General features: G+C 73.0%; 21 protein-coding genes. 10 read left to right on the top strand and 11 right to left on the bottom strand.

Features of this window, described 5'->3' with window-relative positions:
- Nucleotides 1-2 precede the first annotated feature (2 nt).
- The gene (locus Aut01nite_RS32165; protein WP_043524525.1) at nt 3-788 is read right to left on the bottom strand and encodes a PhzF family phenazine biosynthesis protein; all 786 of its coding nucleotides are present in this window, start codon (nt 786-788) and stop codon (nt 3-5) included.
- A gap of 228 nt (nt 789-1,016) precedes the next feature.
- Complete coding sequence (locus Aut01nite_RS32160; protein WP_043524526.1) at nt 1,017-4,919, bottom strand: AAA family ATPase; 3,903 nt, start codon at nt 4,917-4,919, stop codon at nt 1,017-1,019.
- 170 nt (nt 4,920-5,089) lie between these two features.
- Between Aut01nite_RS32160 and Aut01nite_RS32155 the strand changes: the two genes are divergently transcribed.
- Nucleotides 5,090-5,278 carry a hypothetical protein gene (locus Aut01nite_RS32155; RefSeq protein WP_043524527.1) on the top strand — a complete coding sequence of 63 codons (189 nt, stop codon included), beginning with the start codon at nt 5,090-5,092 and terminating at the stop codon, nt 5,276-5,278.
- Nucleotides 5,279-5,353: 75 nt separating this feature from the next.
- Here Aut01nite_RS32155 and Aut01nite_RS32150 read toward each other — a convergent pair whose 3' ends face one another.
- Complete coding sequence (locus tag Aut01nite_RS32150; RefSeq protein ID WP_043524528.1) at nt 5,354-5,731, bottom strand: VOC family protein; 378 nt, start codon at nt 5,729-5,731, stop codon at nt 5,354-5,356.
- A 136-nt stretch (nt 5,732-5,867) separates the two neighbouring features.
- Between Aut01nite_RS32150 and Aut01nite_RS32145 the strand changes: the two genes are divergently transcribed.
- On the top strand, nt 5,868-6,872 hold the full coding sequence (locus Aut01nite_RS32145; RefSeq protein ID WP_152628653.1) for a hypothetical protein: 1,005 nt from the start codon (nt 5,868-5,870) through the stop codon (nt 6,870-6,872).
- Here Aut01nite_RS32145 and Aut01nite_RS32140 read toward each other — a convergent pair.
- From Aut01nite_RS32140 to Aut01nite_RS32125, 4 genes are all read right to left on the bottom strand, one after another.
- Nucleotides 6,864-7,625 carry an alpha/beta fold hydrolase gene (locus tag Aut01nite_RS32140; protein WP_043524530.1) on the bottom strand — a complete coding sequence of 254 codons (762 nt, stop codon included), beginning with the start codon at nt 7,623-7,625 and terminating at the stop codon, nt 6,864-6,866. The genes Aut01nite_RS32145 and Aut01nite_RS32140 overlap by 9 nt on opposite strands.
- A gap of 492 nt (nt 7,626-8,117) precedes the next feature.
- Nucleotides 8,118-9,623 carry a sensor histidine kinase gene (locus Aut01nite_RS32135; RefSeq protein WP_161790623.1) on the bottom strand — a complete coding sequence of 502 codons (1,506 nt, stop codon included), beginning with the start codon at nt 9,621-9,623 and terminating at the stop codon, nt 8,118-8,120.
- Nucleotides 9,624-9,688: 65 nt separating this feature from the next.
- Nucleotides 9,689-12,532, bottom strand: a complete 2,844-nt coding sequence (locus Aut01nite_RS32130) for a M28 family peptidase (protein ID WP_043524590.1) — start codon at nt 12,530-12,532, stop codon at nt 9,689-9,691.
- A gap of 166 nt (nt 12,533-12,698) precedes the next feature.
- The gene (locus tag Aut01nite_RS32125) at nt 12,699-13,304 is read right to left on the bottom strand and encodes a hypothetical protein (RefSeq protein ID WP_152628654.1); all 606 of its coding nucleotides are present in this window, start codon (nt 13,302-13,304) and stop codon (nt 12,699-12,701) included.
- Nucleotides 13,305-13,331: 27 nt separating this feature from the next.
- On the opposite strand from Aut01nite_RS32125, the gene Aut01nite_RS32120 reads away from it, so the two are divergent.
- On the top strand, nt 13,332-13,997 hold the full coding sequence (locus Aut01nite_RS32120) for a response regulator transcription factor (protein ID WP_043524591.1): 666 nt from the start codon (nt 13,332-13,334) through the stop codon (nt 13,995-13,997).
- A 59-nt stretch (nt 13,998-14,056) separates the two neighbouring features.
- On the opposite strand, the gene Aut01nite_RS32115 is transcribed toward Aut01nite_RS32120, so the two are convergent.
- Entirely contained in the window at nt 14,057-15,094 is a 1,038-nt protein-coding gene (locus tag Aut01nite_RS32115; protein ID WP_236642663.1) for a glycoside hydrolase family 26 protein, read from the bottom strand.
- Nucleotides 15,095-15,258: 164 nt separating this feature from the next.
- On the opposite strand from Aut01nite_RS32115, the gene Aut01nite_RS32110 reads away from it, so the two are divergent.
- From Aut01nite_RS32110 to srmL, 3 genes are all read left to right on the top strand, one after another.
- Complete coding sequence (locus tag Aut01nite_RS32110; RefSeq protein WP_043524592.1) at nt 15,259-15,591, top strand: STAS domain-containing protein; 333 nt, start codon at nt 15,259-15,261, stop codon at nt 15,589-15,591.
- A 17-nt stretch (nt 15,592-15,608) separates the two neighbouring features.
- Complete coding sequence (locus tag Aut01nite_RS32105) at nt 15,609-17,846, top strand: poly(A) polymerase (protein WP_043524533.1); 2,238 nt, start codon at nt 15,609-15,611, stop codon at nt 17,844-17,846.
- Between the two features lie 373 nt (nt 17,847-18,219).
- Nucleotides 18,220-19,332 carry a PheS-related mystery ligase SrmL gene (gene srmL, locus Aut01nite_RS32100; RefSeq protein WP_043524534.1) on the top strand — a complete coding sequence of 371 codons (1,113 nt, stop codon included), beginning with the start codon at nt 18,220-18,222 and terminating at the stop codon, nt 19,330-19,332.
- Nucleotides 19,333-19,574: 242 nt separating this feature from the next.
- Here the strand turns inward: srmL and Aut01nite_RS44455 are convergent, their stop codons facing one another.
- Together Aut01nite_RS44455 and Aut01nite_RS43855 are read right to left on the bottom strand one after the other, a co-directional pair.
- The gene (locus Aut01nite_RS44455; RefSeq protein ID WP_043524593.1) at nt 19,575-21,053 is read right to left on the bottom strand and encodes a M28 family metallopeptidase; all 1,479 of its coding nucleotides are present in this window, start codon (nt 21,051-21,053) and stop codon (nt 19,575-19,577) included.
- Nucleotides 21,054-21,246: 193 nt separating this feature from the next.
- Complete coding sequence (locus Aut01nite_RS43855; RefSeq protein WP_043524535.1) at nt 21,247-21,450, bottom strand: hypothetical protein; 204 nt, start codon at nt 21,448-21,450, stop codon at nt 21,247-21,249.
- 163 nt (nt 21,451-21,613) lie between these two features.
- Here Aut01nite_RS43855 and Aut01nite_RS32085 point away from each other — a divergent pair, with 163 nt between their 5' ends.
- Genes Aut01nite_RS32085 through Aut01nite_RS32070 form a run of 4 tightly spaced genes read left to right on the top strand, consistent with a single transcriptional unit; the run spans nt 21,614 to nt 24,971 of the window.
- Nucleotides 21,614-22,117 carry a MauE/DoxX family redox-associated membrane protein gene (locus Aut01nite_RS32085; protein WP_043524536.1) on the top strand — a complete coding sequence of 168 codons (504 nt, stop codon included), beginning with the start codon at nt 21,614-21,616 and terminating at the stop codon, nt 22,115-22,117.
- A gap of 12 nt (nt 22,118-22,129) precedes the next feature.
- Nucleotides 22,130-22,678, top strand: coding sequence for a TlpA family protein disulfide reductase (locus Aut01nite_RS32080; protein WP_052163624.1), 549 nt, complete (start codon nt 22,130-22,132; stop codon nt 22,676-22,678).
- Nucleotides 22,675-24,477, top strand: coding sequence for an ABC transporter ATP-binding protein (locus Aut01nite_RS32075; protein WP_043524537.1), 1,803 nt, complete (start codon nt 22,675-22,677; stop codon nt 24,475-24,477). Before Aut01nite_RS32080 ends, Aut01nite_RS32075 begins: the two co-directional genes overlap by 4 nt.
- Nucleotides 24,474-24,971: a S26 family signal peptidase gene (locus Aut01nite_RS32070; RefSeq protein WP_043524538.1), complete on the top strand. Its 498-nt coding sequence runs from the start codon at nt 24,474-24,476 to the stop codon at nt 24,969-24,971. The genes Aut01nite_RS32075 and Aut01nite_RS32070 overlap by 4 nt, the downstream gene beginning before the upstream one ends.
- On the opposite strand, the gene Aut01nite_RS32065 is transcribed toward Aut01nite_RS32070, so the two are convergent.
- Nucleotides 24,869-26,644, bottom strand: coding sequence for an AfsR/SARP family transcriptional regulator (locus Aut01nite_RS32065; RefSeq protein WP_161790624.1), 1,776 nt, complete (start codon nt 26,642-26,644; stop codon nt 24,869-24,871). The genes Aut01nite_RS32070 and Aut01nite_RS32065 overlap by 103 nt on opposite strands.
- Between the last annotated feature and the right edge of the window lie 70 nt (nt 26,645-26,714).

The raw sequence follows: 26,714 nt of genomic DNA, 5'->3' as shown, positions 1-26,714 counted from the left end.
CCTCAGAGCTCGATGTGGCCCTCGAGGTAGAACACGCAGGAGCCGTGCAGGTGCACCCGGTCGCCGGCGAGCCGGCAGACCAGCTCACCGCCACGCCGCGACGCCTGGTACGCGAAGAAGGTGTCCTTGCCGGTCCGCGCCGCCCAGAACGGCACGAGCGCACAATGGGCTCCGCCGGTCACCGGGTCCTCGGGGATGCCCTTCGCCGGTGCGAAGTACCGGCTGACGAAGTCGTACGTGCCGTCACCGGCGGCGGTCACCACGACCCCGGTCCGGTCCAGGCGGGCGATCGCGGCGAGATCCGGCTGGAGGGACCGGACGTCGTCGGCCCCCGAGAGCACGGCGAGGTAGTTGCTCCCGTCGGTCATCGTCTCGACCGGTGTGACGCCGAGCGCCGCCGGCAACGCGGGCGGCGACGGCACGGCCCGCACCGTGCGGGCCGGCAGATCCATCCGATAGGCGGCGCCCACGCGGTCGACCGTCAGCGGCCCGCTCGCGGTATCGAACACGACGCTGTCGCGGCCGGGCTCCAGCCGCTCGACCACGACGGCGGCCGCCGCGAGCGTCGCGTGCCCGCACAACGGCACCTCCACCATCGGCGTGAACCAGCGCAGCCGGTACCGGCCCTCGGACGGCACGACGAACGCCGTCTCGGCGAGGTTGTTCTCGGCGGCGACGGCCTGCATCAGGGCGTCGTCGAGGAACCGGTCCAGCACCACCACGGCGGCCGGGTTGCCGGCGAAGCGCCGAGTGGCGAAGGCGTCGAGTTGGAAGATCGGGACCCGCACCGCCTCCTACCGGCCTTCGGAGGAGGAGGGCGCGGCACCCACCTCCTCGATCGTGACCACCGAACGAGACGGAGCCAAGCCGTGCTCCGGCGATCCGTGATGGACGTCGAGATCGGGCCTCATCGAGTCATCGGTCACCCCGGAATCGTACGGTGGTCGCCCGCTTCGGGGTGGGACACCGCCCGGGGCGGCCTGACGAGCGAGGGTGCCGGAGACCCGGACCCGATCTCAGCGGTCCCGGGTGTCGGCCGACCGCCAGCGGTCCAGGATGACCGGCCATTCGTGGGCCGTCCCGGTGATCCGGCGTTGCCGGGCCTTGGAGTTCTCGTACTCCGCGACGACGCGCGGCCCCTGGGGGACATCGGCCAGGATCCGGTCGATCGTCTCCTCGATCAGGGCCGGTTCCGCGGACGCCGACCGGCGGCGGATGCTCAGGTCGATCGCCTGCGAGAAGATCGTCGGGTCCAGCGGGGCGAGCCCGCGCAACGTGCGCTTCCACTCGCCGAAGTCGGCCGCCTCGACGACCGCCGCGATGCCGGGACGGAGACGGTGCCCCCGCCGCGACTTCCACGAATCGGTGGTGCCCTGCCGGCTGAGGGAGGCCACCACGGTGCTCGTCTCCACGAGCAGCCGGGCGGCGGCGACCGGATCGACCGCCGCCAACCTGATGAGGAGGGTCCGCAACGGCGCCAGGGTCTCCGGGTCGTCGGTCCGCAGCAGGAGATCTCGTACGGTGGCGATCGTCCGGGGCCGCGCCTCCGGATCCAGCGGGCCCGCGACGCAGCACAGTTCGCGCAGGCAGGCGGCGACGCGGGCGGCCACCAGCCCGGTCGGCGGGGTGAGGGAGGTCAGCGCCGTCCAGATCGGCTCGAACGACGCCGACCACGTCCACTCCCGGGTGGGCTCGCCGATGTCCAGCACCGTCTCCAGGAGAGCCAGGACGGCGTTGAGCGCCTCCTCCCGGTTCTCGTCCCGCAGGCCGGTGACGACCGCGCCGGCCTCGACCTCCTCGCCCGCGCGGGCGGCCCAGCGGAGCAGGACGTAGCCGTCTCGTCTGGTGTGCTCCACGGGGCTGGCCCGGAGCAGGTACGCCAGTTCGGCGACCGAGGCGGCGTTCTCCGCCGGAGCCGCGCCGTGACCGGTCGCCGAGTCGTTGATCAGCCTCGCCAGGTGGGAGCCGTCGTTCTCGACCCGCCCGTCGGCGATCAGTTGGCCGAGGACCGCGGGATGACGAGGGAACAGACCCCGGAGCCGGGTCACGATGATCGTCCTCGATTTCTGTTCCTGTTCGCCGCGGGCCGGCCGGCTACGCCGGGCCCACGCGTTCAGGGCCACGGCGGCGCCGTCGTGCCCGCCGACGGCCGCCGGGGCGAGGAAGGCGGCGAAGGCGTCGGGCCGCAGCCAGGACCGGTTCGCGTCGGCGGGTTCCACGATCTGCTTCATCACCGAGGCGATCTCGTCCGGGGGCAGGCCGGCGTGCTCGAGCGCGTCCCGCCAGAGGATCCCCGGCCGGCGTAGTCCCCCGACCCGTTCGCCGCCGGTGAGGGGAAGGGACCGCATGCCGGCGACGCAGCGCTCCCGGGCGATCTTCGACGCCGGCGTGGTGGCCGGTTGCGGGGCGCCGGCAAGGGCCAGCCGATACGGTCCCTGAAGCAGTCTGACCAGCAGGTAGTCGCAGACCTCGGCCTGCAGGCGCCGGTCCTGCACCGCCAGTGCCCTGGTCAGCACGTCTTCCACGACGTCCGGCGGACAGGCGTGCGTGATCTCGGCCAAGGCCCACAGCCGGGCCCGCCGGGACAGTTGCGACTCGTCGGCGGCGATGATGTCGTCGAGCAGTTCGCCCGCGGACCGGCCCGCCGACAGCCACAACGAACGATGGATGGCGGCGAGCGCCGGGTTCAGGGCGTCGATCCCGCTGGTCTTCGTCGGGATGTCGATGAACTCCGCGGCGAGGAAGTCCCGGAGATCCCCGTGGCCGTCCGCGATCGTGGCGGCGGTGGTCAGGACCGCCGCCAGGGCATCGTGGGTGCTGGTCCCCTCGCAGACCTTGCGGGCCAGGTCGAGCAGTTTCCCGCGAGCCCAGGCCCGATCCGCCGCGGCGAGCCGTTCCACGAGCAGGAGCGGGCCGCCCCGCAGCACCCGGGCCTGCTCCCCGGTGAGTCCCTCGAACCAGCCGAAGCAGTCGATCCGTTCACTCTCGACGAAGGACGACACCCGTTCGGGGTACGACGCGGCCAGCGCGGCGAGGGCCGCGACGACGACCTTCTTGACGCTGGCCGGCTCCCAGCGCCAGATGCACGCGAGATCCTCCAGGGCGGAGACCGTGTCCTCGTGGCGTACCCGGGGCAGGAACTCCATGTACCGCTTCACCAGCCCGGCTTCCCGCTGCAGGGCCGGATCCTCCGGCGGCTCGAGGAGACGGCGGGCCACGGCGACCGTCTGCGGCCCCCGGAAGCGTGCCTGTGCGTAGGCGGCGATCGCGGTACGGCGGATGCCGTCGTGCCGCGCGGACAACAGCTTCGCGAAGATCGGGTCCAATCGCGCCGCCTCGAGCGTGGAGCGGCAGGCGTAGATGAGGACCTGCTGCGTGATCGCGGCCAGGAACGGGTCGTTGAGCTGGATCGTCCGGTCGACGAGTTCCTCGATCGCGGCGGGCGGCATCCGGATCAGCGCCCGCGCGCAGGCGTACTCGAAGAAGATCTGGTGGAAGTATTCGAGGGTCTCCGCGGCACCGTGCAGGACGTGTCGTCTGCGGAGCGCCGCGACAGCGTCCAGGATGCCGGCCTGGCCCCGGCCGGCGCGCTGCCACTCGATGCCGATCTCGGTCTCGGAGAGCCGCAACCGGCCGCTCGCCACCATCAGGACCGCCAGGAACTCGGCGGCCGGGGAGGCGTCCGGCTCCTCGGCGCCACCCGCGTTCCGCCGGCGGTCGGTGACCACCCGGAGCAGCCAGTGACGGTCGAAGAGGTCGGTCATGTCGATCTCGACACGGATGGCGTCCTGGTCGCCGTGCACGGCGTCGCCCGGTTCCAGCAGGGCGAGCTCGAACAGCATGCGGAGGGTGAGCGGGCGCCGGCAGATCTCGGCGATCGGCAGGCCCCGGGTGACGGCGTTCTCCACCGTGGCGGCGAGCGCGTCCGGATCGCGGACCGCCCCCGCCAGGAAGTGCTGGGCGTGCCCGCGGATGGCCGTCCTGAGTTCCCGGCCGTCGTACGGGCCGAGGGTGTCGACGGTGAGGCCGAGATCGTCACCCCTCCTGCGGAGCAGGAACGACTCCTGCTCCCTGCAGGTCATCACGGTGACGGCGCCGGTGTCCTTCGCAAGCCGTAGCAGCGCGGTCAGGACGTCCGGGACGACCTCCCCGCGCAGCAGCAGATCGACCGTGTCGATCAGCAGCACGGTCACCCGCGGTGACGCCGCGGCCAGCGTGTGGGCGATCTGCTCGACCGTCACCGCAGCGGACGAGAGCTCCTCCGCGCTGAGGGCCACGACCGGCTGACGCTCTCGGAGGCGGGTGGCCAGCCGCCACAGGAGGCTGGTCTTGCCGGCGCCCGGCTCGCCGACGATCAGGGTCGTGCTCGGTGCGGCGCACCTGGCCAGCAGATCGTCCTCGGTGACCGCGCCGAGGACGCGGGGCACGTACAGATCCGCCAGCCGTAGCTCGTGCCGGGCCCGGCTGCCCGTGACGAGCAGGTTGTTCGCCTCATCGAGATTGCGCTGGGTCACGGTCGCGACCGCGGTCGCGGCGGCTCCCGGCGGGGAGTCGCCGGCGGTCGCCGGGGCGAGGCGGCCGATCTCCTCCAGCTCAGCGGTCTCCAGCCCCGCCGACGCGTAGAGGTGCCCGTAGGCCGCCAGGTACCGCTCGCGGAGCTCGGCGACACCGGGATGATCGGCGCCCAGAGCGCCGGCCAGCTCGAGGAACCGCGCGGGCGGCAGCGCGCATCTCGCGGCCCAGACCTCCCGGACCTTCCGCTCGCCGATGGTGACCAGGCTCTTCAGCGCGTTCCCGGAGAGCACGCGCCCGTCGTGCTCGACCGTCTCCATGGCCCGGAGGAACGCGGCCGCCGCCGGTCGATCCTGATCCGCCAGCGGCAGATAGCGGCTGCGCCCGGGTCGCCGTGCCGCAGTCATCGGACCTTCATACCAGTTCCACCGCGGAACGGGTGCACCCCGAGGTGCGATGTCCGCACCCGGCCGCACCCCTCGATCCGCGGTCCGCCACCGGGCGGCCACAGGCGTTCTCCTGCTCCGCGAACGTTCGCCGGGGCCCAGGGGTGGCCCGTGAGGAAGTGGAGTGCGGCATGGTGTCCGGATTGAAGATCGCGCTGGTGGTCATCGTGGTGCTGTGCGGGGTCGTCGTCGGCCTGCTGGCGGAGCGGACGGCCAGGAACTGTGGCTGCTCCGAGCCGGTGGCCCTGAGCTGGGGCGGTGGTTCCTTCATCGCCGTGTCGGGACTCGGGATGGCGATCCTGAACATGCTCGCCCCGTAGTCCCCGCCCGCACGACGAAGCCGACGTCGCCCGTCTTCCGATCCGGAGGCGGGCGACGCGTCGTCCGTCCCGGTCCTAGCCGTTCGGGCGGGTCTCGATCGCCTGGAGCGACCAGCTGTTGCCGTCCGGGTCCGTGAAGTGGACGAAACTGCCCCACGCCTGCACGTCGACGTCGCTCGCCTCCACGCCGGACTCCACCAGTTGTTTGCGGGCGGCGTGCGCGTCCGGCACCACCACCTGGATCTCCTGCGTGCCCGGCTGCCGCTGGGTGAGGCCGTCGCCGATCGCGATCGAGCAGGCCGAGCCGGGCGGGGTGAGCTGCACGAACCGCAGGCCGGGGTGCACCCGGTGGTCATGGTCGACGACGAAGCCGATCCGCTCGTAGAACGCCTTGGCCCGGTCGACGTCGCTGACCGGCACCGGGATGAGTTCGATCTTCCACGTGGCTGTCATACCTCCATCCTGCCGCCGATTGCGGTCACTATCTGACCGCTGGGAGGCCCGGACTGATGTCGCGCTTCTGACGGCGTACCGAAGATGGGTGAATTTTTGTCGGTAATGGTGGGAGTAAGGGCAAAATGTCTCAACGATGAAGTCTTCGATGCTCTCCCCCGCGGTCGCCCTCATGGCATGCCTGCCCTTCGCCGTCGTCCCACCCGCCGCCCATGCGGCGCCGCCCCCGCCGGGTGGCCGCATCTCGCTGGCCACGCTGCGGGAGGCCACACTGGACGTGCCACCCTGGCCGACCGACGGCCTCCGATGCCCCTCCGGCCGGCTGCGGTTCCGCGGCGGCGAGGCGCCGGTGACGCCGAAACCCGTTCCCGACGGCCGGCCGCCGTACGGGGAGTTCCTGACCGTCCTGTCCGCCGCGCACGGCGACATCGACCACGACGGCGCCGACGAGACCGTCGCGGTGCTGGGCTGCCTCATCGAGGGCGGCAGCAAACAGATCGTCGCCTACGACCGGGACGCCTCCGGCGCCATCGTCTCCCGGGGGCGGGTGGCCGCGACGACCGGAGAGGTCCGCGACATCCGCGACACGAGCGTCCGCGTCGACGGATCCGGCCGGGTGACCGCGCGGGTCGCCGACTACCAGCGGTGCTGCGCCGACCGGACCCCACAGACCTGGCAGACCCGGGGGTACGCCCTCCGGGGCGGCCGGTTCACCCAGGTGAGCGGCCCGGCCCGGATGCCGCTGAACCGGCGGGTGACCGCCATCGGCCTCACCACCGGCGACCTGGTCCTCGGCCCGGCGACGGGCGGATACCGGTACGGCACCCTCGCCGTGACCGCCACCCACCGCCGCGGAGCCCACCCCGGGCAGATCGTCCTCACCTTCACCGCGCCGGACGGTCTGCGGCGCGCCGGTGCCGCCTGGCCCCGGGTGACCACCGGGCCCGGCACGTTCAGCGTGCGGGTCACCGCGCCCGCGGCGGGGCGCAGCGCCACCTACCGGTTCGCTTTCCGGCAGGCGGCCGCCGCGCCCGCCGGCGAACTCGCCCTGGAACTGGCCACGGTCCCGGCGATGAGCCAGGCGATCCCGTGGGACGGCTACGCCACCGCCCGGATCAGACCCGCTCCCGCTTCACGGTGACGAACCCGCCGTTGCTCCGAGGTCCAGCAGCGTGCGGCACGCCCGCGGGTTCTCGACGTGGGCGTTGTGGCCCAGGCCGGGCAGCGTGACGGTCCGTACGCCGAGGCCCTTCAACTGCTCGTCGGTGTTCATCGGGTCGAGTTCGCCACGGGCCAGGAGGACGGCCGCCGGCGAGCCGTGCACCAGGGCGGCCATGTCCGGCGCGCCGACCCCGAAAGCCCGCGGGTCGAGCGCGAGCCGCCACCTGCCGTCCACCTCACGGATCCCGGCACGGACCGCCGGATCGTCCGGGGTGAGCAGCCCCGCCAGCCCGGACACCCGCAGATGCCGGGCGGCCGCCTCGTCCGGGGAGTCGAACCAGGCGACCGGCCGCTCGGCCAGCGCCCCGGCACGCTGCAGGTCCTCGTCGCTCCAGGACACCTTGACGCCGAGCCCGATCACCGCCGCCACCGGGTGACGGGCGGCAAGCGCGAGACCCACCACCCCGCCGAGCGAATGCCCGAGCACGACGGTCCGGGTGCTGCCGGCCACGAGCGGGAGCACCGCCTCGGCGAGGGAGCCGAACGTGTACTCCCCCGGCGGCGCCGACCCGCCGTGCCCCGGCAGATCCGGCGCCACCCATCGGCCCGGCCAGTGCTCCGTCAGCTCCGGCCACCACCCGGACCACACGTCACCGGTGGCGCCCAGTCCGTGCAGCAGAAGCAAAAGCGGCTCACCGTCACCGCCGGCACGTATCCGCAGATCCGACTCCATCCCCGGAGTCTGCGAGGCCCCGGGTGTCGGTGGGCTGGCTGCCGCCGGGCCCGCGAGGCGCCCACCATGAAACCGAGATTTCGGTCTCCTCCACGTCGGCCCGCAGGGTCTGTCGGCCTATTCGCCGCCCTTCGCCGGCTCAGTGGGGTCGTCGCGGTCGGCCGTCTCGTCAACCCCGCGCCGGAGGGCACCGGCATACTCACCGCCCGCATCATCGTGCGGAGCCGGCCCGGCACCCCCGCGGAGACGGTGGCCGAAGCAGCCGGCAAGGCATGGACTGAACTGCGGCGCCGGCTCCTCCTCGACGATCTCTGGGTAGAGCGTTCATCGTCCTGACCCGTCATGTCCGAGCCGACCGTCCTATGACCACGACGACCCTGCCGGCCCGCACGCGCTCGACCAGTCGGATCACCGACCGCCATCGAAGCTCGTCGTCCCCGACCGCGGCCTCCTCCCGGCGGGATGAGAACAGACCCGGTCGAGACAGCGTTCCTACGGGCGGGTGTGAACGCCGGCGAGGTGGCGCCACCAGCGGCGTTTCCGGGACGGGGTCGCCGTGGGGGTGTCGGCGGGGACCAGGCCCAGGGTCAGGACCACCCGGGCCCCGCCCCACTCGTTCCGGGTGATGGTGAGGGTGCCGCCGGTGTCGGTGGCCAGGCGCTGGGCGATGTCGAGGCCCAGGCCGGTGGAGTCGGCGTCGGAGGCGCCGCGGGCCAGCGCCGCCTCCGGGTCGGCGAAACCGGGTCCGGCGTCGTCGACGGTCACGGCGGCGAACTCGGCCGGTTGGGAGGCGGGCCCGGCGGCGAACTCGGCCGGTTGGGAGGCGGTCACGGCGGTGAACTCGGCCGGTTGGGAGGCGGTCACGGCGGTGAACTCGGCCGGCTCGGCGGCGGGCCCGGCGGGATCGGTGACGGCGGCCGGCCCGGTCAGCCGGGTGACGGTGACCCGGCAGGCGGCGTCCTCGCCGGTGTGGTGGAAGACGTTGCCGAGCAGCACGTCCAGGGCTTCGGTCACCCGGGACCAGGCCGCCGGGACGACGATGCCCTCCGGCGGCGGGCCGGCGTGCCACGGGCGGCCCTGATCCTCGGCCAGCGCGCCCCAGAACTCCGTCCGGTCGGCGACCACGGCGCCCAGGTCGCAGTGCAGGCGGGGGCGGGCGGCCAGCGGCCGGCCGGCCTCGCTGATCACGGCGCTGATCTCGTGTTCCAGGCGGTCGACCACGCGGAGCTGACGGTCCCGGTCGTCGCCGGCGGGCAGGGCCTCGGCGTTCAGGCGCAACGCGGTCAGCGGGACGCGGAGGCGGTGGGAGAGGTTCGCGGCGAGGGCGCGCTCCTTGGCGAGGAGCTCCAGGAAACGGTCGCCGAGCAGGTTCAGCGCGGCGCCGACCTCTTCGATCTCGCGGGGCCCGCTGGGGCGTACCCGGGCATGCAGTCGCCCGGCTCCGAGGCTCGTCGCGGTGCGGGCCAGGTCGCGGGTGGCGCGGACGATCCGGGCGGCGAGCCGGTCGGCGAGGAACATGCACATCCCGACCAGCACGATCGCCTCGCCGAGCAGGACCAGGACGGCGGTGCCGACGCCGGCGCGCAGCGACGTGCCGGGGACGTAGACCTCGATGACCGCGATCAGGTTCTGTGGCAGGGCGACGGGGCGCAGGTAGACGCGGCCGTCGTCGACGGCGATGGTTCCGGCGGTCTGCCGCTGCCGGACCCGGGCGACCGCTGCGTCGCCGGCGCGGGTGACGCCGACGGTGCCGAGGGTGGGCAGGTGGGCGGCGAGTTCGCCGTTCTGCCCGGCGCGGGTGCTCATGATCGAGGTGAGGACGAGGTCGCGGTCGGTGGCGACGACCACGACGGCGGACAGGCCGAGGGCCTGGCGTTCGGCCTCGCGCATGGCCCGGTCCTGTACCGCGCTGTGCACGAGCAGGGCCAGTGGGATCACGAACGCCAGCGCCACCAGCGTGGTGACGGCGAGGGCGACCAGTACGTAGCTTCGTCTCATCGGACCGCCGACCATAGCCGTGCCGGGCGCGCCCCACCAGCGGGGGCGCGCCCGGGATGCGCTGGTCAGAACGTCAGGGCCCAGGAGTCCAGGGTTCCGGTGCCGCCGGAGTACAGGTCACGGACCCGCAGTCGCCAGGTGCCGGAGGCCGGCTCCGCGGAGGCGTCGACGGTCGTGCTGAGCCGTACGTCGTCGGCGCTGTCGAAGCGGCCGGCCTTCTTGACGGAGTAGGCGGTGCCGTCCGGGGCGATGAGGTGGATCTGCAGGTCGCCGCGGTAGCCGTGGCGGACGTCGACCTCGACCTTCAGGGTGGCCGGGGCCTGGCCGGCGCGCTGGACGGTGATCGGCGACTCGATCGCGGAGCGGTCCTTGATCGCGAAGTCGAAGGTGTTCTCCACCCGGGTCGGCGTCGCCCCGGAGGGGGCTTTCACCCCGGTCAGGGACCAGGCGGCGTACGCGGCGACGTCGGCGTGCGTGTCCAGGGCGTCGTGGTCGATGTTGGCGGCCCCGTCGCATCGTGCGTGGTAGCAGGGGTCGTACGGCTGCCCCGCCTGCCCGTCCCACTTGGCGGCCTGCGCCGCGCTCATCGTGGGGGCGAGACTGAGGGTGGCGGTGCCGCCGGTCGGGATGCCGGCCGCCTTGAAGGAGGCGTGGTCGGAGCGGCCGTCGATGTCGGTGCTCTCCGAGGCGATGCCTTCGGCGGTGAATCCGGCCTTCAGCGCGGCGGCGATGGCGGCGCCCCGGGTGTCGTCCCCGTAGACGAAGTAGCCGGGGTTCGGCGAGCCGATCATGTCGAAGTTCAGGTACCCGGTGATCTTGGCGCGTTCCGCGGCGCTCAGCGAGGACACGTACGCCTTCGATCCGACCAGGCCCAGTTCCTCGGCGCCCCACCAGCCGAACCTGATGCCCTTGTCACCGCTGGCGCCGGAGGCGGCGTAGGCGAGGGCGACCTCGAGGATGCCCGCCGAGCCGGAGGCGTTGTCGTTGATGCCGGCGCCCTGGGTGACGCTGTCGAGGTGCGCCCCGAGCATGACGACCCGGTTCGGGTCGCCACGCCCGGGCAGATCGGCGATCAGGTTGTGACCCGTCTTGCCGCCGTGGGTGAACTGCTGGACGCGGGTGGTGTAGCCGGCCGCGTCCAGGCGCTGCTTGAGGTGGTCGAGCGCGGCCTTGTAGCCGGTGCTGCCGTGGGCGCGGTTGCCGTTGTTGGCCTGCGCGATCCGGGCGAACTCGGCGATGTCGGCGCGCAGGGCGGCGCTGTCGATGTCGACGGGAACCGCGCCGGCGGCCGGGCCGGACGAGGACGCGGACGGGACCGGGGCCGACGACGACGGGGAGACCGGCGGCGTGGGTGTGGGCGTGGTCGCGGTGGGGGCCGGCTGCGGCGCGGTCACCGTGCAGGCCGGGTCGCCCTGGGACGGCACGCTGACGGCGTCCCACGCGGCCTTGACCGCGGCGAACTCGGTGCAGCGGCCCGGGTGCAGCGCGAGGGTGGCGTCCAGGGTGGCCTTGCGGACCTTGCCGTAGGTCCAGCCGGACGTCTTGCGCAGCAGCGCGTGGTAGAAGATCTCACCGGCCGGCCACAACCCGATGCCGGTCACCGTGCTGCCGTCGCAGGTGCTGCCGGCCGGCGCGGAGCCTTCGGCGAGCAGGTGGAACCAGTGGTTGAGCGGGCCGGCCGCGGAGTGCACCTCGGTCGTCGGGATCTTCGCCGACCAGCAGTCCGGGTCGCCGGCGGCCGACGGGTCGGCCATGTTGCGGATCGGGCCGCGGCCGACCAGGTTCACCTCCTCGCCGACGAGGAAGTCGGCCGGGTCGTTCGGGTTCGCGGCGAAGTGCTCGGCCAGGGTGCCGAAGATGTCGCCGGTCGCCTCGTTCAGGCCGCCGGTCTCGTTGGTGGTGCCGCGGCTGCCGCCGGGAGTGTGGCAGAAGACGCCGTGGCCGAGCTCGTGCGCGACCACGTCGATCGAGTTGACCTGGCGGGCGCCGTCGCTGGTGCGGCCGTACTTGGTCTGGTCGCGGCTCGCGTCGCCCGTACCCGCGCAGCTGTAGTAGGCGTTGACGTCGGCGAGACCGACGTACATCGCCGCCGTGCCGCCCTTGCCGTCGATGCCGTTGCGGTTGAACTTCGTCTTGAGCATGTCCCAGAGGACGCCGCCGGCGTACTGGGTGTCGACGCCGCCGCTCGGGATGTCCCGGCCGGCGCCGTTGCCCCACCTGTCGTCGGCGTCGGTGAGCACCTTGCCGGTGGTGTCGTCGAGGGTGCGCATGTTGCCGCGGGACGGGTCGCGCAGCTCGAAGCCGCCGGCGCCGGCGGTGGTGCCGACCGTGACCTGGCCGCTGTAGTGGCCGTGCCCGGCGCCGGCGCTGATCTCGTCCCAGGATCCGGCGTACCGGCCGGTCCGCGCGTCGACGTAGGCGTGGGCGCGGCTGGTGTCGCCGTCCACGACGACCTCCCACACCAGGCGGTCCCGGCCCTCACCGGCGACGATGCCGAGCTTCGGTTCGCCGGAGACCTTGCCGGGGTGCTCGGCCAGCGCGACCTCGCGCGCCGTGGCCGGGGTCACCTTCGGGGTCGTGGAGACCGAGACCTCGCCGGTCGCGGCACCGCCCTTGACGGTGCCCTTGGCGTCGGTCACGACGACGACGTCGCCGCCGACGAAGACCGGAAGATCCTTGTAGGTACGGGTGTAGCTCACGTAGTTCAGCCCGCGTGCCGTGGTGGTCACCGACTGGCGGGTGTACGTGTCGTCCGGGTCCTTGGCGAAACCGGTGGACGTGCCGGTCACGTACTGGTCGGCCGCGGCCGCCGCGCTGGTGGCGCCGCCGTCGGAGAAGTCCGGCTCCGGAATCTCGCCGATGCCGGAGTAGCCGGCGCTGTACGCCGCCCCCAGGCCGAGCACGACCAGGGTGGCGCTGCTCAACGCGGTGACGCGCAGCGCCCTTCTGCTGCGGGAACGCCTCACTGACGATCCTTCCCAAGGCTGTCGTCGATCTCTTACGCCGCGGAAGTCTCGCCGGGTGTTCCTTAAGGGCACCGGAAGGACAGCTATCGGACCGGTAACGGTCGATCCGTCAGGACCCGTACTCCTCGATGACCTGTGCCGCCGGGCCGCCGCTCCAGTAGGCGGTGATCACCGAGGTGTGGCCGGGCCCGGACAGCCGCGCCACGACGACGGTGTCGCCGCGCCGGGCGCCGGAGGCGGTGTAGCCGGGCTGCGGGTCGGCGTCGACGATGTCGACCCGGGTCGCCGAGTACGCGACGACGATCGACCCGCCGTCGGCGGTGACCCGGTAGCGGGGCCGCCGGTCCACGGCCGACGGCGACGGGCTCGGCGTGACGCTCGCCGGGACGGTGGCGGCCGGGCTGGTGACGGCCGGACGGCTGGGCGTGGCGGTGGTGCGGGACGGTGTGGCCTTCGACGATCCGGCCGACGGTCCGGCCGACGGTCTCGCCGACGGGGAGACCGTCGGCGGCGAGGGCGGGGGTACGGTCTCGTCGACGCCGAAACGGATCTCGGTGTAGCGGCGGTCGGCGTCGATGGCGACCGGTGGTTCGTCGGTGAGCGCCGGGGCCACACCGAGCCGGACGCCGAACCAGGACACCCCGACCGCGGTGACCGTCACAGCGAGCCATCCCGCGAGATATCTCCAGCTCCGGATCATCGGCACATTCTGCATGACCGATACGCTGGCGCAATGCCTCAGGTGCTGGTGATCGAAGACGACGCTGACGTCCGTCAGGCAATCGGTCGGTTACTCACCGCGACCGGCCATGTGGTCCGGTTGTGTGCGACGGCGCTGGACGGCCTGCGGGAGGTGGCCGCCCGGCCGCCGGACGTCGTGGTCCTCGACCTCGGGTTGCCCGACCTCGACGGGGCGGCCGTGCTGAGCCGGATCCGGGCCACCTCGCAGGTGCCGATCGTGGTGGCGACCGCCCGGGAGGCCGAGAGCGAGATGATCCGGCTGCTGCGGGCCGGGGCCGACGACTACGTGGTCAAGCCGTACTCGGCCGAGCAGATCGAGGCGCGGATCGCGGCGATGCTGCGCCGTGGCCGGGGCGGCCCGGCGGCCGGCCTGACGGTCGGCGGGCTGACCCTCGACCGGCAGGCGCGGACCGCCGCGCTCGACGGCACGCCGCTGCAGCTGTCCCGGCTCGAGTTCGACCTGCTCGCCTATCTGATGGAACGGACCGGGACGGTGGTCACCCGGCGTCAGCTGCTCGACGACGTGTGGCCGGAGAGCCGGTCGCTGGAGACCGTTGACGTGCACGTGACGTGGCTGCGGCGCAAACTCGGCGAACGGGCCGCGCAGCCGCGCTACCTGCACACCGTCCGCGGGGTGGGGATCCGCCTGTCCGCGCCGCAGCCCTGACGGGCATACGCGGCGAGCCGCCACCCCGGATGGGATGGCGGCTCGCCGAACGCGGTGGGTCAGCCGAGCTTCACGTTGAAGATCGGGTTGGCGGCCAGCTTGCGGAAGGCGGCCAGGCCGGCCTTGGTGCTGTCGATGCTGATGTCGCGGTTGCCCTGGTCGTCGTTCTTGGTGTCGAAGTGCACGATGGCCTTGATCGCGGGACGCTTGACCAGCTGCGACAGGACGCTGTTGTAGACCGCGGACTTGTCGGTGGTCTTGCCGATGCGGTGGTAACCGCCCCACTCGGCGATCATGATCGGCTTGCCGGCGTGCTTGGTGGTGGCCCAGGCGTAGAAGCCGAGGCCGCCGCCCTTGGGCTTACGGTCCAGCAGGTCCGCGAACGTGCCGTAGTGGTAGTAGCCCTTCTCGACCGAGACGTAGGAGTCCAGGCCGATCCAGTCCACCACGTCGTCGCCCGGGTAGAGGTCCTTCCACCAGGACTGCGCCATCCACTTCTCGTTGCCCATGTAGGCCATCACGTTGACCACGTTGCCGGCGCCCTGGGCGCGCAGCCGCTGGATGGTGTGGCGGTACATGGCGGCGAAGTCCTTCGCCTCCCAGCCGGAGCCGCGCTTGGCGACGACGTCGTTCTCGGGCTCGTGGTTGAGGACCAGGAAGACCTTCTTGCCGTACGCCTTGATCCGCTTGGCGAACGCGTCGATGCGCTTGTCCTGCTGACCCTGGGCGACCTTGGCCCAGTTCGAGCCGTACGCGATCTTCCAGTTCAGCAGCAGCACCCGCGGCTTGGCCGGGTCCTGGGTCATGGCGATCTCGGACTTGGTCGGGAACGGCTCGTCGCCCTTGTGGTACGTGTGGAAGATCGTCGCGGTCCGGCCGCTCAGCTTCTCCCAGTTACGGTGCTCCAGGTCGCGCGGCTTGCTGGTGAAACCACCGGCCGCACCGCCCCAGAGGACGTTGCAGGACGGGACGAGCTTGGCATCGGTGGTGCAGGTCTTACCGGCCGCGGCGGCGGCGTTCGGCGCCACGACGGTGGTGACAGTGGCGATCACGGCGGTCAGAGCTGTCAGGAACATCGGCAGCTTGGCACGTCGCAAAAAATCTCTCCCCCGGTCTGTCCGGCGCATGTCCGCCGGGCATGTGAAAGAGATTCCAGGGCGGGGGTTGCCGGTCGAGTACCCGTACCGGTGCCGCCCGGTTGCCGGTTTTCGACAGTGCCGGGGAGGGGCGGTTCGGCACGATCACCGTTACGGTCGAGGACATGTCCGCCAGTGCTTTGATCATGTACGCGACCAGCAACGATGGCGTCACCCTGCGTGCCGCGTTATCCGGGGAACTGGATCTGCGGGATGCCGACGAGGTGCGTGACAACCTCACGGCCGCCGCGCAGGCCTCCTCCTACCGGCTGCTGGAGATCGACGTCTCGAACGTGACCCTGATCGACTCGTACGCGCTGGGGGCCCTGGTCAGCGTCCGCAACGCCGCCGCCGGCGCCGGCATCACCGTGACGCTGATCAACCCGTCGCCGCCGGTGCTGAAGGCGATCCAGGTGACCGGATTGTCGGAGGTGTTCGGGCTGCCCCCGCTGTCCTGAGCGGGTACGGTCGCCCGATGCGTACCAGTGAGGAGATCTATCACCGGGTGCGCTGGGATCCCCGCCTCGACCCGGCCCGGTTCATGGTCGGCGTCGAGGTGCGGGCGGCCGAGCCGAAACGGGTGCCGCTTCCCGCGTTCGTGCCCGGCGGCGACATCCCCTGGCACCGGGTGCTGTTCATCGAGGCCGACGGCGAGCGGGTGTGGGACCGGGCGACCGGGGTCGACCGGGTCGGCTCGTCGCCGGCCGGGCAGGTCCGTGCCCGGCGCCTGCTCAGCGCCCCGTACTTCACCGCCCGCACCCCGCACGCCTGGCACGAGATCGACGGCTGGGTCCCCGCGGAGCCGCGCCCGGGCCGGCCGGCCACCACGCTGCGGGTGGTCACCTGGAACACGCTGTGGGACCGGTACGACGCCGACCGGATCGGCACCGCCCGCCGCCGCCCGCTGCTGATCGCCGAACTGGAGCACGCCGACGCCGACGTGATCGCGCTCCAGGAGGTGGAACGCGACCTCCTGGACCGGTTGCTCGCCACCGGCTGGGTGCGCGATCGGTACACGCTGTTCACCGACCCGGTCGGCCGGGACGTCGACGACAGCGGGGTGCTGCTGCTCAGCCGGGTTCCGGTGCGGGAGGCGGCCCGGCACCGGCTCGGCCGGTACAAGCAGGTCACCGCCATCACCGTGGACGGCCCGGTGGTGGTGGCCGCCGTGCATCTGACCAGCGATCACGCCGCCGACGGCCCGCAACGGCGAGACGCCGAACTGGCGAGCCTCGCCGCCGGGCTGACCGGCCTGGACGTGCCGGTCGTGGTGGCCGGGGACGTCAACGACGACGGCGACACCGCGGCCCGCCGGCTCGGGCTGCGCGACGCGTGGATCGAGGCGCACGGTCCCGGCGACCGGACCGCCACGTTCGACCCGGCCCGCAACCCGCTCGCCGCGATCGGATCGCCGGCCAGGCAGCCGGCCCGGCTGGATCGGGTGCTGCTGCGCGGCGAGGAACTCTCCGTGCGGGCGGCGGGGCTGCTCGGCCACGTACCCCGGCACGGTCTTCTCGCCTCCGATCATTTCGGTGTGGTCGTGGACGTGACGATCGGTGCGACGCCGGAGGCGACCGCCGGTGCGCGCCCGGCCACCCGGACGGCGCCGGCGGAACCGATGCCCGACCCGGAAGCGCCCGCACCCGCCGCGGCCGACACCGCCGGGATCATCGGCGTGCTGCGCGACGCGCTCGCCGACGGAGTCGTGCACCTGGTCGGGTCCCGGCGGCTCGGCTGCGACCTGCGCGGCGCCGACCTCGACCTGGTGGCCGTGCTCCCCGACGTGACAGGTGTGCCGGAACGGGTCGCCGCCGCGGCCGGAGATCACTGGTCGGTCCGTCCGGTGACCGGCGCCCGCGTGCCCGGCCTGCGGCTGCGGGGCGACGGCCTCGCCGTCGACCTGGTCACCGTCGGTACCGGCGAGATCCCGGTGGCCGAGGCCGTGACCAGGCGCGCGGAACTCGGCGAACCGTCGGCCGTCGCGCTGAGCGCCGTGTCCGACGCCGAGGCCGTGCTGGCCGCGACGTCCGGGGCGCCCGGCTTCCGCGGCCTGGCCCGGGCGGTGAAAGCCTGGGCACGGCTGCAGGGACTCGACTCGGCGCCGTTCGGCGGGCTGCCCGGCCTGGCGTGGACGGTGCTGGCGGCCCGGACCGCCCTGGACGCCGGTGACCTGCCACCGGCCGACCTGCTGCGGCACTTCTGCGGCGCCTGGGCGGCCTGGAACTGGGCGGAACCGGTCACGCTCACCGGCGTCGCCACGGTGCCCGCGACGGCGTACCCCCTCACTGTCCTGACGCCCTCCGCCCCGGTCCGCAGCTGCACCACGCAGGTCACCGCCGGAATCCGGGACCTGCTGACCGAGGAGCTGTACCAGTCGTGGGAGGGCCGGCCGGCGACACCGCCGCACCGGCGGCACCGGGCGTGGACGGTGCTGACCGTGCGGCCGGTGCCCGGCGAGCCGTTCGCGGAGACCGTAGGCCGGTTCCGAGGCCGGGTGCGGGCCCTGCTGACCGCCCTCGACGAGGCCGGCGTCACCGACGCGCAGGCCTGGCCGCGGCCGTTCGCCACCGGCCCGGACCTGCACGAGTACGCCGTCGGGCTGGGCCGGCGCCCACCCACCGCCACCGCGCTGAACGCGATCCTTTCCGGCGGGCTCACCGCCCTCCCCGGCGTCCATCTCACCCACACCTCCACGGCGCCGGCCCTGCGCTGACCCGCGGATGAGTCATCACGAGGGCGTCATCACGTCGGGTTCCACCCGGTTCGGGCACCGGCACGTATTCCGGCGACGCTCCTCGCGGCGCGCCGATCCGGTGGGAGGAGCGGCATGCGGACGATCACCGCACTGATCATCGACGGCAGCGACTTCCGGACGGCGACCAGGGCGCCGGCCGGAAAACACTTCGCGCGGTGGCGAGGCCGGCCGATAGCCTCGGGACGTGGATCGGCAGCAGCGATTTCGGAGCCCCCGGCCGGGAGACGGCCGTGGGGGCACCGGCGTGCGCTGACCGCACCGGATCTCCGCGGGCGCGGTCGGGGGAAGACGAACGTCCCCCGCCCGCCCGCCATCGTCTGGAGATCTCCTCATGTCACACCCCGACCATCTGACTTCCGAACAGCTCACCCGTGCGCTCAGCCTGCGCGATCTGACCGATCCGGCGCAGGGCCCGCACGCGATCCAGCTCCTTCTCGACACGGTCGTCGCCGCGCTGCGCGGCCGTTGGGGCGGCACCGTCCGATACGTGCGGGACTCGCCGGTGGTGCGGGTCCGCGACAACTACGACCGGCTCGGGTACGACGCCGGGGACGTCACCCGGGCCCGCCGCTACACCCGCTATGTCAGCCCGTCGACGATGCTGCGCAGCCACACCAGCGCCGCGCTGCCTCCGGCGCTCGAGGACTACGCGGGGCGCGCCGGCGTCGACGAACTGATCGTCGCGGCGGGGCTGGCCTACCGGCGTGACGTGGTCGACCGGCACCACGTCGGCGAACCCCATCAGGTGGATCTCTGGCGGATCCGGAGCACACCCGAACCCGGGGACCTGCTGGACATGATCGGCCTGGTGGTGGACGCGGTTTTGCCCGGCGCGGAGTGGCGGGTCACCGACGTCACCCACCCGTACACCGTCGGCGGGCGGCAGATCGACGTGCGCCACGGCGGACAGTGGCTGGAACTCGCCGAATGCGGGCACATCCATCCCGGCGTGCTCCGCGGCTCCGGGCTCGATCCGGAACGCTGGTCCGGGCCGGCGCTCGGCATGGGCCTCGAACGGGCGCTGATGCTGCGTAAATCCATCCCCGACATCCGGTACCTGCGGGCCGCCGACCCGCGGATCGCCGGTCAGATGCTCGACCTGGAACCGTGGCGGCACGTGTCGCCGCTGCCGCCGGCCCGGCGTGACATCTCGGTGGTCGTCGCGGACGACGAGGACGAGGAGACCCTCGGCGACCGGATCCGGACCGCGCTCGGCGACGACGCGGACGTCGTCGAATCGGTGGGGCTGCTCAGCCGTACCCCGCACGGATCGCTGCCGGAGGCGGCCCGGTCCCGGCTGGGAACCCGTCCCGGCCAGGTCAACATCCTCCTGCGGATCCTCCTCCGGCCGATCGACCGCACCCTCACCTCGGCCGAGGCCAACACGATCCGCAACACCGTCTACCGCGCCGTGCACGAGGGACCCGTACCGGAACTGATCTGAGAGCCGCATCCGCGAACCCGATTCGCATCACTGCCGCACGTCGGCCACTTTCCCGGACGCGCGCTGATCCCCTCGGTCGATCGGCGTCGTGGCGGGCGGCGCCGGCTGGTGCGGGTGGCCGCGCTGCGGGCAGGCGGTCGCGGCGGCGGAGATCCCTCGGGCATTTCAGTCGTCAGCCGGCACGGACTGGCGGCGGCCTCCGGTGGTGAAGGGGTTGACGACACCACCGGAGGCCGTGCCGGTCAGGGGATGGCGGTGGTGTCGAAGGCGAACCGGGCCACCGAGTCGGCGATGGCGTCGGCGTTGACGTCGAAGGCGGTCAGGTCGACGTTGCCGATGGTGTCGCAGGCCTGGTGGTAGCAGCCGTCGTAGGAGGCGCCCGCGGTCCCGCCGAACAGGGCCTGCTCCTCCGGGGTCTTGATGCCTTCAGCGCCGGTGAAGACGCCGCCGGCCGGGATTCCCACGGCGATGAACGGGCCGTAGTCGGAGCGGCCGTCGAAGTCGGCGCCGACGTGGCCGAGGCCGCGCGCGTCGAAGAAGGCGGCCAGCTGCTTCTCGATCTGGGCGGAGCCGGGCGGGCCGGCCGGTGAGCCGGTCGCGTCGGAGTCGTCGCCGTCGTACAGCTTGTAGGCGTAGTTGGGTGAGGCGACCATGTCGAAGTTCAGGTACAGCTTGATCCGGTCCCGCTGGGCCGTGGTCAGTTCCTCGACGTACTGGTCGGAGCCGAGCAGCCCGATCTCCTCGGCCGCCCAGAAGGCGAAGCGGACCTTGTTGCGGACCGGGAAGTGCCGCATCTGCAGGGCGGTCTCGAGGACCGCGGCGGTGCCGGAGCCGTTGTCGTTGATGCCGGGGCCCTCGGGGACGCTGTCGAGGTGGGCGCCGGCCATCACGACGTTGTTCGGGTTGCCGAACCGGGTCTCGGCGATCACGTTGTGGTTGGTGCCGAGCGTCAGGGTGGCGTCGACCTTGAGCCGGACGGTGGCGCCGGGTGTGGCGGCGAGCTCGTTGCCGACGGCGAAGTCGGCGAAGACCATCGGGATCGCGGCCCGCCATTCGCCGATGTCGAGCGGGTAGGCGTCGGTCCGGCCGGGCTGCCCCTCGTTGAAGACGATGATCCCGGAGGCCCCGGCGAACCCGGCGTTGCGCACCTTGGTCGCGAACCCGCACGTGCCGCGCTGGATGAGCGCGATCCGCCCGGCGACGAAGCCGTCGAAGTCGCTGGTCTCGCAACCGCTCGTGGAGGTCGGCGCCGGGGTGGGCGGCAGCGTGAGGTCGACCGCCTGCACCTGTGCCGTCACGTCGCCGGGCGGTGACGGCTGGAAGGTGAGGAAGTCCTGGTTCGGCACGTACACCTTGCCGCCGGGGGCGGTCAGGTTCAGCGTGGGCGGGTTGTTCTCCGTCCAGTCCCGGACGAAGTCGATCGGGTCGAGCGTGACCTGGTAACCGGCTCGGCGCAGCTTGTCGGCGACGTAGTCGCGGGAGGCGTCGTAGCCGGGTGTCCCGGCCGCGCGGTTGCCGCCGTGGGCGGTGGCGATCGCCTGCAGCGCGTCCAGGTGCTTCTTGGCGTGCGCGCCGGTGACCTGCTTCACCAGGATCTTGGCGAACACGGCGTCGGGCGCGACGGTGTGCGCGGCGGCCGGCGACGGCTGGGCGGCGACGAGAGCGAGTGCCGTGGCGACCGCGGCGGCCCCGGCGGCTCTCCGGTGACGATTGATGCGCATGGTTCCCCCCCGGGCGTGATGATGCGTCGACTCCCGTGAAACGCGGTGCCGGACGAATGTAACCGCGCGGCGAGCTCCGGGGATGACCCGATCGGGCCCGATGAGCACACTTCGGCAGGCGGATGGAGAGAAGTCCGACAAACCGCGGCGGACACGGGGCGCCCGTGTCCGCCGCGGTTGCTGGGGGGTCAGATCAGCAGAGGCCGACCTTGGTGTACGTGCTGGAGCAGCGGTCGTCGCAGCTGGCGAGCCGCTGGCAGCTGCGGCAGCGCAGGACGCCGTCGGCGTTGCAGTAGCAGAAGCCCCAGAACTGCCCCGGGGTGCAGGCCGCGGCGGCCTCGACCTCGGGTACGAAGCGGGCGAGCAGGCGGTCGGCGAGGGTGCTGATTCGGCGCATGGTTCTCCTCGTGTCGAGTTGCGATCACGCACCGCAGTCGTCTGCGGCCAGCCGAACCTAGGCCGGACCGCTACAGGCGGCGTACGTGCTCGATACATCGCGGCGGCTGTAGGCCGGCTGTATCCCGCGGACCTACGGTCGGACTCCTCGAAGGGAGCTCGTCGTGGACTGGTCGGTGGCCTGCCAGGCATTACTGGTGGTGACGTTCGTCGTGGCTGCGGGCGGAAAACTGCGGCCGGCCGGATTCCGGGAGTTCCGGCTGTCGCTGTCGCGCGGCCTGCCGGTCCCGGAAACGCTGGCCGGGCCACTCGCCGTGACGGTGGTGGGCGCGGAGGTGACGGTGGCGGCGGCGGTCGCGGTGCCGGTCACCGCCCGGTGGGGGTTCGGTCTGGCGGCGCTGCTGCTGGCGGCGTTCACCGGGGCGATCGTGGTGATGCGGCGCCGCGGCTCGACCGAGCCGTGCCGCTGTTTCGGCGCGACGTCGGCCCCGCCGGGCCGGGCCGCCGTGGTCCGCAACGTGCTGCTGCTCGCGACCGCGCTGCTCGGTCTCGCCGGGGCGCCGGCGGACCAGCCCGGCCCGGTGGTCGTGCTGGCCGTCGCGGCGGGCGCGGTAGCCGCCCTGCTGCTCATCAATCTCGACGAGATCGCCCACCTGATCACGGCCTGAACAAGGAGAATCATGTCCTATCTGGCAGCCGCCGTCACCCTCGCCGGGTTGCTCGGCATCGTCAACCTTCTGCTGTCCTTCGGCGTGATCCGGCGGCTGCGCAAGCACTCCGAGCTGCTGGCCCGGCAGGCCGCGGACGCGCACGGCCCGGACGGCCCGCTGATGCTCGCCGCCGGGCAGGTGGCGGCCCCGTTCGAGGCGACCGCGAACGACGGCGGGGCGGTCTCCCTGGCCTCGTTCACCGGGCAGACGCTGGTCGGGTTCTTCTCCCCCGGTTGCTCGGCGTGCGAGGAGCGGATGCCGTCGTTCCTGGCGTACGCGAACGACCTCGCCGACCCGTCCCGGGTCCTGGCCGTGGTGGTCGGGAAACCGGATCGGGCGGAGCCGCTGGTGGCCGAGCTGTCGCCGGTCGCGCGGGTGGTGCAGGAGGCGTCCGACGGTGCGGTGGCGGACGCGTTCGCGATCCGCGGGTTCCCGTCGTTCCTGCTGGTCGACCCGGACGGCACGGTGGCGGCGAGCAGCCTGGTGATGACCGAGCTGCCGGTTCCCGCCGCGGCATGAGGCTGACGCTGCAGGCCCTGCGCTACGTCTGGCGGGTCTCGCCGGTCCGGCTGCTGGCCCGGATCGTGCTGGTGGTGGCGGCCGGTCTGATCCCGGTGGCGCTGGCCTGGCTGACCCGGACGGTGCTGGACCGGATCGGGGACCCGGCGGCGCCGCTGCTGGGCCCCGCGCTCACGCTCGCGTTCGCCGGGGTGGCGGCGGCGATGTTGCCGCAGGTCAACGGGTACGTCGACGCCCAGATCGGCCGGTCCGTCACGCTGTCGGCGAAGGATCGGCTGTTCGGGGCGATCGGCCGGCTGGCGGGGCTGGCCCGGTTCGAGGACGCGGCCTTCCACGACCGGCTGCGGATGGCGGCCCACGGCACCAGCGGTCCGGCCGACCTGGTGAGCAGTGTTCTCGGCGCCGGGCAGGGCGTGCTGACGATCGCCGGTTTTCTGGGCACCCTGGCGATGCTCAATCCGTGGATGGCGCTGGTGGTGGTCGCCGGGTCCGCGCCGACCCTGTGGGCGGAGCTGAACATGAGCCGCGACCGGGCCCGGGTGAGCTGGGACCTCAGCGCGGCGGGCCGCCGGGAGATCTTCTATGCGGGCCTTCTGACGAGCGTACGGGCGATCAAGGAGGTTCGGCTCTTCGGTCTGGGCAGCCTGTTCCGGGGGCGGATGCTGACCGAGTTGCGGGCGATCGACGCCGGGCAGCGCGGCGCGGACCGGCGGGAGTTGCGGGCGCAGGCGCTGCTGGCGGTGACCGGCGCGGTGATCGCCGGGGGCGGCCTGGTGTGGGCGGTGGTGGCCGCGCGGCAGGGCCGGCTCAGTGTCGGGGACGTGGCGGTGTTCGTCGCGGCGGTCGCCGGGGTGCAGGGCGCGCTGGCGGCGGTGTTCAGCTCGGCCGGGATGGGCCATCACGCGCTGCTGATGTTCGGTCATTACTGCGCGGTCGTGGACACCGGCCCGGATCTGCAGCCGTCGCCGACCGGCCGGACCGTGGCGGTGCCGGAGCTGCGGCACGGCATCGAGTTCCGGGATGTCTGGTTCCGTTACCGCGAGGATCTGCCGTGGGTGCTGGCCGGTGTCGACCTGACCATCGCGGCGGGCCGGTCGACCGCACTGGTCGGCCTGAACGGGGCCGGGAAGAGCACCCTGGTGAAGTTGCTGTGCCGGTTCTACGACCCGTCCCGCGGCACGATCACCTGGGACGGCGTGGATCTGCGCGAGTTCGACGTGGACGAGTTGCGCCGCCGGCTGGCGGTCGTCTTCCAGGACTTCATGGAGTACGAGTTGAGCGCGGCCGAGAACATCGGGGTCGGTGACCTCGCGGCCCTGGAGGACGCCGAGCGGATCACGGCGGCGGCGCGGCGGGCCGGCTGCGACCCGTTCCTGCGGGATCTGCCGCACGGCTACGACACCCTGCTGACCCGGATCTTCCTGGACGCCGCCGACCGTGACGATCCCCGGACCGGGGTGGTGCTGTCCGGCGGGCAGTGGCAGCGGGTGGCGCTGGCCCGGGCGCTGCTGCGCGACCACGGTGACCTGCTGATCCTGGACGAGCCGAGCGCCGGCCTGGACGCCGAGGCCGAGTTCCAGGTGCACGAGCGGCTGCGTGAGCACCGGCGGGGCCGGACCAGCCTGCTGATCTCGCACCGGATGAGCACGATCCGCCAGGCGGAGACGATCGTCGTGCTCGGTGACGGCACGATCGTCGAACACGGGGGCCATGACGCGCTGGTCGCGGCCGGCGGCGAGTACGCGCGGCTGTTCGCGCTGCAGGCGGCCGGCTACCGGGAGGAGGTGGAGGTGGGGTGACGTTCTGGTGGCTCACGGTTCCGGCCACGGTGGCCGTGGCCGTGCTGGTGTGGACGCGGCGGCGGCACGCGGTGGTCCGGGTGACCGGTTCGTCGATGGCGCCGGCGTTCCGGTCCGGTGACCGGGTGCTGGTGCGGCGGGCGACGACGTCGATTCGGACGGGGGACGTCGTCGCCGTCGAGGCCCCGGAGCAGGGCGCGTGGACGACCACCCCGCTGGCCGCGGGCATCTCCGGCCGCCGCTGGCTGATCAAACGGGTCGCCGCGGTCGCCGGGGAGCCGGTGCCGGAGGGCCGGGTGCCCGCGCTCGCCGGGGAGCGGATCGTGCCGGACGGTGCGCTGGTGCTGCTCGGCGACGCCGGCGAGATCAGTTACGACTCGAAACAGGTGGGCTACTTCCCGGCCGACCGGGTGCTGGGCATCGCGGTCCGGCTGATGGAGGACCCGTCGGCCGACTCCCGGGCCAGGGCGCGCACCAGGCCGTGGACGCGGTAGCGCTGCGGACCGGTCTCGGTCAGGAAGCCGGCGTCCACCAGGGCGTCCAGCCGGTCGGTGACACCGGCGGCCACGTCCGGGCCGGGCTGCAGGCTGAGCAGCCGTAACAGTCGCCGGTCGGGCGCCTGCAGCGACCGGTAGGCGCCGGTGAGCCGGGCCCGGACGTCCAGGTCACCGGCCCGCAGCGTGTCCAGGCGGGTGGTCTCGTCGGCCAGGAGGGCGGCCAGGAGGGCCAGCGGCCGCCCGGGCCGGCCGGCGGCCCGTACCGCGGCGATCCGGACGGCCAGCGGCAGCCGGTCGCAGGACCGGACGATCGCCCGGACCGCGGCCTCCTCCGCGCCGGCCGGGCGGCCGAGGACCTCGGTGAACAGGGCGACCGCGGCCGGTTCTGGCAGGCCGGCGAGGGCGATGAACCGGGCGCCGTCCAGGGCGCACAGCCGGGACCGTCCGGTCACCAGCACCCCGCAGTCGGCGGCGCCCGGCAGCAACGGACGGACCTGGGCGGCGTCGGCCGCGTTGTCGAGCACGATCAGGATCCGCCGGCCGGCGAGGGCGCTGCGCAGCATTCCGGTGCGGTCGGACAGGCCGTCCGGGAACCGGGCGGCCGGTACGCCCAGCGCCGTCAGGAACTGCCCGATCACCTCGCCGGGCGTCGCCGGATCGGGACTGTCGCCGTGCAGGTCGGCATACAGCTGGCCGTCGGGGTAGGCGGCGCGGACGCGGTGCGCGACGGTCACCGCGAGGGCGGTCTTGCCGGACCCGGCGAGCCCGGACACCGCCACGATCGGAAGGGCGTCGCGGGGCGTGGCGGTCAGCGCTCGTACGGCGTACCCCGTCTCGGTGTCCCGGCCGGTGAAACCGGCGACCGCGGGCGGCGTGAGGAACGGTGTGACGAGCGTTTCCGTGGCCGTGATCCGGCTCGTCTCCCGCGGTTCGGCGTCCAGCACCGGGCTGCGGTCCAGGATCGCCAGGTGCAGGCCGCTCAGGGCCCGGCCGGGCTCGATCCCGAGGTGGGTGCTCAGCTGCTCGCGGGCCGCCCCGAAGGCCGCCAGGGCGCCGGACACGTCACCGGAGTGGTACAACGCGGTCATCAGCTGGGCGTACGCGTGCTCGCGCAGCGGATTCTCCTCGAGATGCCGGCGCAGCATCGGCACCGCCTCAGCGAACCGCCGGGCGCGCAGCCGGGCGTCGACGGCCTCCTCGACCGCCTGGACGCGTTCCTCCTCCAGCACGGCGGCGAACGTGCTCAGCACCGGCCCGTCCCGCAGCCCTTCGAGGGCCGACCCGCGCCAGATCCCCAGCGCCCGGTCGAGATGCCCGATCGCGGTGTGCGGCTGCCCGCCCGCGGCGTCGGCACGGCCCCGCCCGACGAGCGCCCGGAACTCGTCGAGGTCGAGCCGGCAGTCGTCGGCGAGCTGCAGCCGGTAGCCGTTGGGGTGGACCACGATCGCGGCCAGCGTGGATCCCAGCGAACGCCGCAGCCCGGCGATGTAGGTGCGGATGTTGGCGACCGCCGACGGTGGCGGCGAGCCCGCCCACAGCTCGGTGGTCAGGTCGTCGACGGTGACGGTCCGGCCCGCGTGTGTGATCAGGTACGCCAGCACGATCCGTGGTTTGCCCGCCGACATCCGGATCGCCGCGGTCCCCCGCCGTACGTCCAGTGGTCCCAGCAAGCCGATCGACACCATCACCGTCGTAGCCCCCGCCCCGTCGCCGTGCCCAGCGATCGACATGGTCGGGGCG

The organism is Actinoplanes utahensis, assembly GCF_016862455.1.
GTDB classification, from domain to species: Bacteria; Actinomycetota; Actinomycetes; order Mycobacteriales; family Micromonosporaceae; genus Actinoplanes; species Actinoplanes utahensis.
Note: the sequence above shows the minus strand (reverse complement) of the source record. Positions and strands in the feature narration are given on the sequence as shown.

Coding starts and splice junctions, on each gene's coding strand:
- Aut01nite_RS32160 (WP_043524526.1), bottom strand. CDS start 4,919: ATGACTGCGGCACGGCGACCCGGGCGCAGCCGCTATCTGCCGCTGGCG.
- Aut01nite_RS32155 (WP_043524527.1), top strand. CDS start 5,090: ATGGTGTCCGGATTGAAGATCGCGCTGGTGGTCATCGTGGTGCTGTGC.
- Aut01nite_RS32150 (WP_043524528.1), bottom strand. CDS start 5,731: ATGACAGCCACGTGGAAGATCGAACTCATCCCGGTGCCGGTCAGCGAC.
- Aut01nite_RS32145 (WP_152628653.1), top strand. CDS start 5,868: ATGAAGTCTTCGATGCTCTCCCCCGCGGTCGCCCTCATGGCATGCCTG.
- Aut01nite_RS32140 (WP_043524530.1), bottom strand. CDS start 7,625: ATGGAGTCGGATCTGCGGATACGTGCCGGCGGTGACGGTGAGCCGCTT.
- Aut01nite_RS32135 (WP_161790623.1), bottom strand. CDS start 9,623: ATGAGACGAAGCTACGTACTGGTCGCCCTCGCCGTCACCACGCTGGTG.
- Aut01nite_RS32125 (WP_152628654.1), bottom strand. CDS start 13,304: ATGCAGAATGTGCCGATGATCCGGAGCTGGAGATATCTCGCGGGATGG.
- Aut01nite_RS32110 (WP_043524592.1), top strand. CDS start 15,259: ATGTCCGCCAGTGCTTTGATCATGTACGCGACCAGCAACGATGGCGTC.
- Aut01nite_RS32105 (WP_043524533.1), top strand. CDS start 15,609: ATGCGTACCAGTGAGGAGATCTATCACCGGGTGCGCTGGGATCCCCGC.
- srmL (WP_043524534.1), top strand. CDS start 18,220: ATGTCACACCCCGACCATCTGACTTCCGAACAGCTCACCCGTGCGCTC.
- Aut01nite_RS44455 (WP_043524593.1), bottom strand. CDS start 21,053: ATGCGCATCAATCGTCACCGGAGAGCCGCCGGGGCCGCCGCGGTCGCC.
- Aut01nite_RS43855 (WP_043524535.1), bottom strand. CDS start 21,450: ATGCGCCGAATCAGCACCCTCGCCGACCGCCTGCTCGCCCGCTTCGTA.
- Aut01nite_RS32080 (WP_052163624.1), top strand. CDS start 22,130: ATGTCCTATCTGGCAGCCGCCGTCACCCTCGCCGGGTTGCTCGGCATC.
- Aut01nite_RS32075 (WP_043524537.1), top strand. CDS start 22,675: ATGAGGCTGACGCTGCAGGCCCTGCGCTACGTCTGGCGGGTCTCGCCG.